The organism is Candidatus Limnocylindrales bacterium, from assembly GCA_035559535.1.
GTDB lineage: Bacteria > Moduliflexota > Moduliflexia > Moduliflexales > JAUQPW01 > JAUQPW01.
In genome coordinates, this window is the sequence record DATMBG010000012.1 from 279,135 (window position 1) to 289,682 (window position 10,548).

At 45.8% G+C, this 10,548-nt stretch carries 7 protein-coding genes; 5 read left to right on the top strand and 2 right to left on the bottom strand.

Annotation, left to right across the window (positions count from 1 at the left end):
- The first annotated feature begins 28 nt into the window (after positions 1–28).
- From VNM22_04135 to VNM22_04145, 3 genes are all read left to right on the top strand, one after another.
- Positions 29–3,724, top strand: coding sequence for a PA14 domain-containing protein (locus tag VNM22_04135; GenBank protein HWP46332.1), 3,696 nt, complete (start codon positions 29–31; stop codon positions 3,722–3,724).
- Positions 3,714–5,237 carry a hypothetical protein gene (locus tag VNM22_04140; GenBank protein HWP46333.1) on the top strand — a complete coding sequence of 508 codons (1,524 nt, stop codon included), beginning with the start codon at positions 3,714–3,716 and terminating at the stop codon, positions 5,235–5,237. The genes VNM22_04135 and VNM22_04140 overlap by 11 nt, the downstream gene beginning before the upstream one ends.
- A gap of 388 nt (positions 5,238–5,625) precedes the next feature.
- Positions 5,626–6,210 carry a hypothetical protein gene (locus tag VNM22_04145; GenBank protein ID HWP46334.1) on the top strand — a complete coding sequence of 195 codons (585 nt, stop codon included), beginning with the start codon at positions 5,626–5,628 and terminating at the stop codon, positions 6,208–6,210.
- Positions 6,211–6,500: 290 nt separating this feature from the next.
- On the opposite strand, the gene VNM22_04150 is transcribed toward VNM22_04145, so the two are convergent.
- Entirely contained in the window at positions 6,501–8,660 is a 2,160-nt protein-coding gene (locus VNM22_04150; GenBank protein HWP46335.1) for a radical SAM protein, read from the bottom strand.
- A 277-nt stretch (positions 8,661–8,937) separates the two neighbouring features.
- On the opposite strand from VNM22_04150, the gene VNM22_04155 reads away from it, so the two are divergent.
- Together VNM22_04155 and VNM22_04160 are read left to right on the top strand one after the other, a co-directional pair.
- Positions 8,938–9,630 (top strand): type 1 glutamine amidotransferase, encoded by a 693-nt coding sequence (locus VNM22_04155; GenBank protein ID HWP46336.1) that lies wholly within the window; start codon positions 8,938–8,940, stop codon positions 9,628–9,630.
- Positions 9,631–9,702: 72 nt separating this feature from the next.
- Positions 9,703–10,038 carry a hypothetical protein gene (locus VNM22_04160; GenBank protein ID HWP46337.1) on the top strand — a complete coding sequence of 112 codons (336 nt, stop codon included), beginning with the start codon at positions 9,703–9,705 and terminating at the stop codon, positions 10,036–10,038.
- 304 nt (positions 10,039–10,342) lie between these two features.
- On the opposite strand, the gene VNM22_04165 is transcribed toward VNM22_04160, so the two are convergent.
- On the bottom strand, positions 10,343–10,548 hold a 206-nt coding region (locus VNM22_04165; protein HWP46338.1), incomplete at its 5' end, for an EAL domain-containing protein.

Sequence of the window (10,548 nt, forward strand, 5' to 3'; positions counted from 1 at the left end):
TGACTAGTTAATCGATAGGGAATGACCTATGACTGGTAATGGATTAGGTGTTGTTCCTCCCTTGCGGAAACTGCTGCTGGTTGTACTGATTGGTCTGGCCTTTCTCTTTGTGGGCTTTTATGTATTTGCTTCAAAGCTCCTTTTAAACCACGGCCTGGTAGGAGTTTATTACGCAAATCCTCAATGGAAGGGAACCCCTCAATTTACTCAGATTGATCCTGAAATTTCAGATGAGATTCTCCGAAAACACCGTCCTGCTTTCTCCAGTAATCGATTCAGTGTAGAATGGCGAGGTTTTATTGCTCTTTCCCATTCCGGGCTTTATACTTTTGCCACCCGCTCTGATGACGGATCCTGGTTGTATATAGATGATCAGCTTGTAGTGGACAACGGCGGAACCCACGGGTTGGAAGAAGTACGGGGGCAGATCCAACTGGAGAGAGGGATCCATGAAATTCGGGTAAGGTATTTTCAGGCTGGGGGTTATTACCGTATGGAAATAGCCTGGATCCAACCTTCAGGGACAAATTTCAAAGTCACTCCGGCCCTGCAAAAAATTCCTTCCCATGTACTTTTTCCTTCTCCCCTCAGTTTCCGACATTATCAGGTTCAGAGAGCAGTAGAGATAATCCTTTTTTTGCTTCCCAGGGTGTGGGGTTTACTGGGGTTATTTTTTGTAATCCGTTGGATTTTGTCCCTTGTCCGACGTCCGATCCTCATCATCCAAAAGATTTACAACCCCGCAGGGAGCTCATCGAACCTGCTGCCCCCAGGTAGAGGGCAACCAACAAGAAGTTGGATGGCTATAATCGCCCTGGTGCTGGTGGTATGTGTTTTTTTCTATGACGTGATCTTTTTGAGAAGGACTCTGTTGACCACCAATTTGGTTCCCAGCACAACCCCTTCGGGAGCTTATGGTTACTCGGGCCGTCGTATTACCACTTCCCCTGTGATGGATCCCTTTGCTTCGGCATGGATCCATGAGCCGGCTACCCATTTAACTTCCTTGCTCTATCATCGAGGTATCCTCCCCCTATGGGACCCTCATACCGGACTTGGTACACCCCTCAATGCAGACATGATTTCCACGGTGTTTTTTCCTTTAAGTTTTTTGCTCTACCTGACCCCGCATCCGGCCATGTGGGATTTTTACCTTATACTTCGGATCTTCTTAGCCGGAGTTCTTATGTACCTGTTCCTCAGAAAAGTTTCTCAACTCGACCCACTCAGTGCCTTAGTGGGAGGAATGGCCTACATGTTTTGTGGACACATGGTTCTCCATATCAACATCGTCTTTATCCATGCTGCCATGCTACTGCCGGGCTTGATGTACACAACCGAGAAACTCTATCAAGAGCCTGGAGTCAAACGGGTTGTACTCCAGGGAGGTATGGTGGGATTGATGATTTTAGGAGGTCATCCGGAGCCCAGTTTTTTTGCTATGTTCTTTGCCACCGGCTACTTTCTCATGCGCTGCTTATTTGCGGAAAAGGAGAAGTATGGAAGACCCTTCACCTCCCGGTTCCTTGACTCTTCCACTCCCTTACTTCTTTTTTTGCAGCGATTGTTCTGTCTGGCAGGGTCCTATGCCATAGGGTTGCTACTCTGTGCGATCATGGTTCTTCCTTTTTTGGAGTTTGTTCAACTGTCTTATCTCGGTCGGCATGATCCCAATCTTCTGGTAGGTTTATGGTCTTTACCTCCCCGGGATCTCATTTTATTGGTACTTCCCTATTTCTTTGGACCTCTTCATCAATCCTGGGATGGAGTCGTTTGGGACTTCCAACCCGGTTATCTGGGGTTTGGAGTTGTTCTTTTGGTCGCTCTGGCTACCCTGGAGGGAATCAGCTTCCGAAAAAAACATTTGTTCTTTACCCTTATGATTACTTTTTTTCTCATCCAGGGTTACAATCTCATCCAGAGCTTCCATGACTTTGTGGGTCATCTTCCCTTCTTTAAGGTAAGTCATTTCACCCGATATTTCCCTCCGGAGCTGACGTTTTCCGCCGTTGTCTTAATGAGTACTCAGTTAAACCGTATCAGACAGGGAAAATATCGGGGCTGGTTGTTGGGAGGATTGGTTTTACTCGGCTGGCTTCTGATTGGTCTGTTATGGAAAGTGACCTATCCCAGGATGGTGGAAAAACCCAATGGGGCCATTTTATTGAAGGATGCCTTTTGGCAAACCTTACCCGCCTTAGTTTTAGGAGGACTCATTCTACTCGGGTTGTGGTTAAAGTCTCTCAGAGTTCTGACCCAGACAGGTTTTGCGACCTGGATAGGGCTGGGGCTGATAGGAGAGTTATTTATCTTGATGCCCCACGATCATATGGATCGATATCCTCCTTTCGTAGAACCCCCCTTTGTTAAGTTCTTAAAGTCGGATCCGGAGACATTCCGGGTATATGCTCTGGATGGGTATTTGTATCCTAATACCCCCAGTGCCTATGAGTTAAACAGTATTGGGTTTGTGAACGGATTGATCAATCGGCGGTTCTGGATGTTTGCAGCCAACTTAATCGACAAAGAGCTCTATACCAACTGGTTTTTTACAGGAGGCCTTCCGGTAGGGGAGATTCGGAATGTGGACAATCGGTTTTTCAATCTCTTGAACCTGAAATATGTAGTGACCGATAAGCAAGGAGCTCCCCCTTATTTTCATTTAGAGAGTAGTGTCTATCCCATGGGAGGTGGAGCGGTTCCAGCGGAATCTCTGGTCCCCGGAGTCTCGGTAGGTCAGACGTTCATCTCCCATGGAGATCTTTGTGCCATCGGTCTTTTTTTTGGAACCTATCAGCGGTTTAATACCGGAAGAGTTTTATTTAAACTGAAAGAATCTCCCACCAGCGAGACCATTTTATATACTACCTGGATCCCCATGACCGACATCCAGGATAATACTTATTATACCGTTTCATTTCCACCTATTCCGGGATCCAAAGGTAAGACCTTCTATTTTGAATTAACGGCCCCTGAAGCCACCGTATCCAATACGGTAACTCTCTGGACAAATCAATTAGACCTTTACCCGGAGGGACAACTTTACCTGAACGGACAACCTGCCCCAGGAGATGCCGGCTTTAAAGTCTATAGCTTCGCCTCCCAGGCTTCCTTTGAAGAAGTTTATGATGGAGAAGTAAAAGTATATCGGAATCATCGGGTATTACCCAGAGCATTTATCGTTCATCAGGCCGAAGTCATCTGGGATCCGGAACCTTCGGTACGAGAAGCGAAGGTGTTGGAGCGATTGAAAGATGATCACTTCGACCTGGGTCGTCAGATCATTCTTGAGAAGGAACCTTCGGTGCGGCATGACGATCTCTTCAGGTTGGAAGACTATAACACCACCTCAACCCTCCCGGGTTCTACTACCCTGGAAGATAATTCCCAGGCCCGAATCGTCCGCTATGAACCGACCAGAATCTCCATTAAAACTAAGGCAGAACGCCCAGGCTTCCTGGTTCTGAGTGATTCTTTCTATCCCGGCTGGCGGGCTTATATAGATGGAAAAGAATCGGAGATCCTTTTGACGGATTATTTTATACGGTCTGTTTTCCTACCTTCTGGAGAGCACGAGGTCCTGTTTAAATATGAACCTGCTTCCTATAAAGTCGGGGCCTGGTTAACCCTTATGGGATTGGGCTCTTTCATGGCTACTCTTTCCGGTACGTGGATTCTTAAGGTAAGGGGCTCGAATGGATGTAAGGAAGAAGATGAGGGTTAGAGGATTCAAAGAAATAGCGTTTTTCCAATATGCTGTAAAAGTCTTACCGGTTCTTGTATTACCCATCCTGGTGCTTTTCAGATACGGCTATATCGTCCAGAGCTGCTTCCAATATGACGATTTTGTCTATCTTTTTGATTTACATTGGATGAAGCTAACCGACTATCTGTCGGCCTCATTGGGCGGTCATTTTTATCCACTTTTTAAGTTAGAAGTTTTAATCCTTTATAAGTTGTTTGGGTACGACAGTCATTCTTTTTTTGTCATTCTCCTCACGGTTCATATCCTTAATTCTCTTCTTTTCTATTCCATTCTCCAAAAAATGGATGTTCATCCTTTTCTTGCTTTTCTTTTTTCAGGACTATGGGGTACCAGTGCGGTATTTTACAGAGGAATGGAATGGCATGCGGCCCTGGGAGCCCTTTCGTTCTCAACACTTTTTTTCCTCCTGGCCATACTCCTTGCCAGAAGGGCTTTTAGATCTGATTCTATCTCGATAAAATATTATTTTTCGGCGCTTATACTGGCCCTTGGACCGATTTTCTTTATTTCGGGTTATGTGTATACCATCCTGGTATTTCCCCTGGCCTGGAGTATGGGTTATACCCAGGGTTTAAAATTCAGATCGAAAAAGGTCCTGGGAATGTTATTTCCCTTACTTCCTTTGGCTATCCTGACCATTATCCATCTTTCCCTGGCTCGAACTTCCACTCTCCTGGACAGACAGATCATCCTGAATTATTTTCCAAGGGTACTTCTTTATTTTACTTCAAACGGATGGGCAGGGTTCCTCGGATTTCCCGAGCATAGTACCCTGGCCGGTGTCCTCGCGATAGGTACATTCTTTGTAGGGGTCGGGCTAAGTCGTCCCGGCAAAACAGCTTTATTTCGATTCGTCTTACTATTTGCGGTGATCCTTTGTTTTTACACAGTTGTCCATATAGGACGAACGACCCCTTATCTGATTTTATATAATTTTAACTCAGAAACTGCCTTAAAGGCCCTGACCGAATATAGTCGCTATCAATATTTTCCATCTTTACTCATCGCCATGTCTCTGGCTCTCCTCTTCGAGCAGTTCCGTAAGATTTTACAGAAAGCGCGATCTTCCTCTGTTTCTACTCTCTGGTTAGGGAGTATCTTCCTGCTTTCGGCCGTTGTTTTTTGGGGTAATACCCTTAATCTAAGGGCCAGTCGTATTGTTATGGAATGCGCCATCGCCGATAGTTTCGATCAAAACTTCATCTCCCGCATCCGCTCAAACGGAACAACTCAACCCATCTATTTTTATAACAGTGAGGAGCCTATCAACGGTTTTGTGGGAAAGAATATTTATCCGGGGCTTGCAGCAAAATTTTGGGTTATGCAATCCCCTTATACCTCCCGGTATAATATCCGCTTTATTGAGCCGGATCCCCATGTGGTCACTTACTGGCAAAAAGTATTCCCTGAATTTGGAAAATTATTGATTACAAAAGCCCCAAAGGATATAGAAATTCATAAATATTTCTAATTTAATCCAGCTCTTCAAAATTTTTTTCTAAAGGTATGTTAAACCTTGACTATTTATTCTAATGAGAGAACTTTTATAACAGTAAAGAAGTAAAAACCGAAAAATCATAAAACAGGATCCTTTAGTTATAGAGATAGTCCCTTTCCTATTTCGGAGGCTAAGGGGTTATTTAGCTGTGTAATTCTGTAGCTAGGGAATTATACCTTTTCAAGCTGATGGGGAGCCTGTCCTTGCACGGAGCGACAGGAGTTGGCATCTACTGGAGTGAAAGGGACAAAGCCATCTCTTTGCTTTGTGGAATTGTTTTGCTCCTGTTGTCACTCGTCGGGGTAAGTTTGGGGTATCCTTTTCAACTTGAAAAGGCATTACAGGAAAGGTGAAACAGATCATGAAAAACAAAGTTTTCATCGGAAGTCTTTGTCTTTTACTTATAGTAGTGACGGCAGGGTGTGGAGGAACTACCGAGAGACATAAAGGTGCCATTATCGGTGGTGCCGCCGGTGCAGGGGCAGGTGCAGTTATTGCGGGAGTGGCCGGGGGAAACGAATTGGTGGGTGCTCTGCTGGGAGGTTTGGCAGGGGCTCTGTTGGGGGACTACATTCAGAAACAGGAGGCCACTCGGGAAGCGACGGTTAATAAATACGGCAGTCCTTCGGGGACCCTTGTCAAGTTAGAAGAGGTACAGGTTATTCCTTCCACCGCTCGCCCGGGAGATCGGGTAAATCTCCAAATGAGGTACGCGGTATTAGGAAGCACTCCTCCAACAGTGGTCACCGAAGAGTGGCGGATCAGTCAGGGTAACGAAAATATTGGAAATACCAGTATCCAGGTCCAACGCCCGGATGGGACCTATGTAACCACTGTTCCTATCACGCTTCCCTCAAACGCCAGACCGGGTACCTATACCCTGCAGGCCAGAGTCAGTGCCAATGGGGTTGTAGATACAGAGACGACCCGTCTTCAGGTTCGATAAAACCTTCTACCTTATCCCCCTTTCCCCTCTTTCGAAGCTTCGGAAGAGGGGAAAGGCTTTTAGGAGTATTTTTTTAATTTTAGACCGTTCCCCTCGTCCCGAGCCCAGTTGAAGGGGTGAATTCCCGGCCAGAGGCTGAGGGTCGTCCTCCGACCAGCTCAATGCAAACAAGGCAGGGGATTCGCAAACGACTGACTCAAAAAAATACCCCTGTAAGGAGGGGAAAGAAGCATGGGAGAAAAGGGTGAGGTTGTTTTTATAGCCGGAACAACCCGGATCGTTACGACCCGTTATTTTACCGTAACAGGTACTTCCAGAGTCTGTCGGGTATATTGATGGAACCAGATTTGGTTGCCTGAGAGGAGGTCCCATTTAAGTAGGTAGCGACCGCTTGTTTCAGGAGCTGTAAGCCGGGCCTGGATGGTTATTTCTTGTAAAGGAAGTAAATCGTGAGGAAGTAAGGTTCTGGTCCCTTCACATACCAGGGATTCATCTTCTGCACGGAACCATTGATAGGAACATTGAACAGCGTGGGGCCCACTTCGGAACCAGGGACTGAAACTGGTATTTTTAAAAGTCAAAGGAATCGTATAAGTTTGTCCGCTTTCCATTTCTTTTGGAGTACCATGATTAATATATTCGACCCGATAAAAGATCTCTTCGGCTTTTCTTAAAGGAACTGATTGGTCATAAGATTGGGCCATTTGATCTCCCAAGCTATTCCATAAGCAGTGCCAGTAGTCTGTGGAGGATTCTAGAAGAATCTGGAGGCTCCGCTCGAGTTCATTCCCTTGTCGGGCCAGTAAGTTCAAAGCCCGGAGAGTATCCCCATTGAAATCTATCTGCCTTTCGAAGCTCTTTCCGGTGTATTCGGTGAGATGGTTGAGATATTTGACCACAGTCGCATTAAAGTCCCTTTGGCGCTTCAACATAAGCTCACAGAACTGTATGACCTGGAGATTGAAGAGTTGTTGATTTCGGAGGATATGCTCCAGGTACGCCCGAAGAGGTCGAAAGAGAAGCTTCTTCGCAAATACAATCAACCGACCGAGAAAACGCCGATGGGACTTGATCTCATAATTAAAATCAGGAGCCTGGGTTTGTTTCATGGTAGTTACGGCATCCCCCAGCTCATCCGGCAAAGTATGGGATTTCTCCAACCCAGGGCTTCCTTTTCGATCCTCTGAGAGAAGCTGCCATTTGGTATTTAAAGCTAGAGTCTGATTCCCCAATTTAAGGTTTAAGGGAGGGGGATGACTCCAGGGGCCCGGCTCGGTATAATCGGTATCCAGTCGGTACATCCGCTTGAGGGAATTTAAACGGATCTCAATGGGAGTCGTCTCGGCATCTGGATACAACGGTTCGTAGGAGGTAAAAACTTTAGCTACAATGCCACATTGTTTACAATCCGAGAGATCATGATTTAAGAGCTTACGCCGGATCCTTTGATAATTTTCGTTATTCCAAATTTCCAGAGGGGAAGCCTCTTTGACATTACCCATAATATTGGGCATAAAACAGCAGGGGCGTACATTGCCGTCTACATCCACCAGCATCTCCTGCCAGGGAGAACGGCAGAAGGGTATGTCTCGAATTCGAGATTCTATAAAAGGTCGATGAATGGTTCGATAGGGATAAGGTACACGGCTTGATGCCAGTAACGAGGAAACCTGTTCGGTTTCGGCGTTCTGAGAATCTCGCAGTAATTCCTCATCGGTCCAGGCAATATGGCAGAGCTTAATTCCCAACTCATCGGCTTTCTTCTTGGCGATTCGATAATAATGCTTTTCGACAACCGGATCGAGGGTTTGGTAGAGTTGGACCCCTGTAGGAGCCGTTAAAAGCCTCAAAACGTGGATCTCCCTGGCTCCAACCTCGTGGGCCAGTTCCACAAAAAGCGGCAGCTCCTGGATATTTTTTTTCATGGCCACAAAGACCAGAGTTATATAGGGTATTTCGGTTTTCTTCTGTTCTTTATAGGCTTTAATCAGCTTCAGGTTGTTGACGACCCGTTCGAAGTTACTCCCAACCCGGATGGATCGATACGTCTGCGGCGTGGCCGCATCCATAGACACACTAATATGGGTCAAACCACCAGCCACAATTTTATCGATATATTTATCCGCTGTCAGAAGGTTCGTAGAAACATAACTCTTGGGGGGTCGGACTTCATTGATAATGTCCAGATAGTACTCCGGATTTTTGGTTGCCAGGATCTCCCCCGCATCGTTCCATCGGATCTCCATGGGATAAGGGAATATTTGCCGGACACTTTCAAAAACTTCCGGGCTCATATCGTGATGGTTCATGTACTTGGTAAAGCACATGATGCAGTCAATATCACAATCGTTGGTAATGGCTACATCCAACGTCAAAGGTTTAGATTCCAATACGATCTTCCTTTGAGCAACTTCTTGCTTGTTAAGAAGTAAATTTTGCTGTCTCAGCATGGGAGATCCTTTATATAAAAAGATGATGAACCTTGATAAAGAGATTTTACCTTGAATCAAAGTTATTAATTATCCCTGCTCCTGTCAAGTTTAAAGAGAGAAGATTTGTGTTATTTTTGATGTTTCTTCTACAAGGATTAAAAAACACTTTAACTTTTTCCTTGCCGGAATCTCAATTCCTGCTTCATACTATAGGTCATGGTAACCGGATCTATTTTAGGCCCATGGATTAAAGAAGCATCTGTGAGATTTCTGAAATTTCGATAGAAGAATGGTTATGATAAAAATTCATTATTTACAACATGTTCCGTTCGAAGGTCTCGCCAGCATCGAACAATGGGCGAAGACCAGAGGTCACTTGCTGTCTGTCACCAGGTTTTATCAAAACGAACCGTTACCCCCGGTTGATGAAATTGACTGGCTGGTGGTTTTAGGTGGGCCCATGAACATTTACGAAGAGGACAGGTATCCCTGGTTGTCCAGGGAGAAACGGTTCATTGAGCAGGTAATTTCAAAAGAGAAAGTTGTTTTAGGCATCTGTTTGGGTTCGCAGTTAATTGCTGATGTTCTGGGTGCAAGGGTGTTCCGAAACCGTTACAAGGAAATAGGCTGGTTTCCCATTGAATTTACCCCTGAAGCCCAGACCTCGCCGCTTTTCAACTTCTTACCCCCGCGACTCACAGCTTTTCACTGGCATGGTGATACTTTCGAATTACCACGGGGTACGGTCTGGCTGGCTCAAAGTGAAGGATGTCAGAACCAGGCGTTTCTCTATAAAGAAAAAGTTCTCGGCTTACAGTTTCATCTGGAGTCCACAAAGGAAAGCGTTGAACAACTCCTCGCCAACTGTGCAGATGAGCTTGTTGAAGGCAGGTACATTCAAAAACCAGATGAAATACTGTCCCACGAGACTGACTTTGAGAAAATCAACCAGGCCCTGTATGGTATCCTGGACAGAATGTCCCGTTAACTGGATGGTATTAAAGGGTTCATAAAAATTATTCCACCCTTCTGGTTTTTGATTTTCAAGTTTTGAGTCGGGGTGAAGAAAGCTAAGACGGACCGGTATCCACAAAAAATAAAATTTGAGTTTGTCCAATGTTTTAATTTTGTAAAATCTCGGGGATATATCCCCGCATATCTCTTTAAAAACCCTCTCTATTTTGAGTTCTCATACCATTTCTATGTTGAAGTGAGGGGTATCTTTTTTCTAACCCCTCTAGGCGCCGGGATACGAGTGAGGTACCTGAGGGGCACCTCCCTTCCTGACCTTCCTCCGCTTTACAGGGGAAGGAACTTTGAAGCGAAGTTCCCTCTCCCTCCCCCTCTCACCCTCCCCGTGGACGGGGAGGGTGAGAGGGGGAGGGAGGTGCCTTAACCCGGTACCTATACCACCTAACCTCTCTTAAGCGCCAGGATAGGAAGGTTAGTCCCAGCGGAGCGACCTGTTTAACAGCTACGGAGCTTGAAAAAATTCTAAATGACTGAATCCTCCGATTTACGTCAGAGGCTATTAACGGTTCGTCCCTTGGCGGAGCTTTTCAGCTTATCCTGACGTGGAGGTGGTAAAGCGTCTAGACCCCATGCCTGATCCTTAGCTTGATGCCTATGGGGGTAACTCCTTGTGGCTACCCTGTTTAAGGGCAATCCTGGGGGATCGTCCTGCAGGTTATACGACATTTCTATTTAGAGTTGGTATCGGGCAGTAAATACCGGTCTTCTTGTAAAAGTTTCTCACAGGCTTCTGCCGGTACAGGTTTACCAAACAGGTAACCCTGGGCCTCATCACACTGTTGGGCACATAAAAAAAACAACTGCTCCTCCGTCTCCACCCCCTCCGCTAAAACCTTCAACTCCAAAGCATGGGCCATGTCTATGATTAACCTGG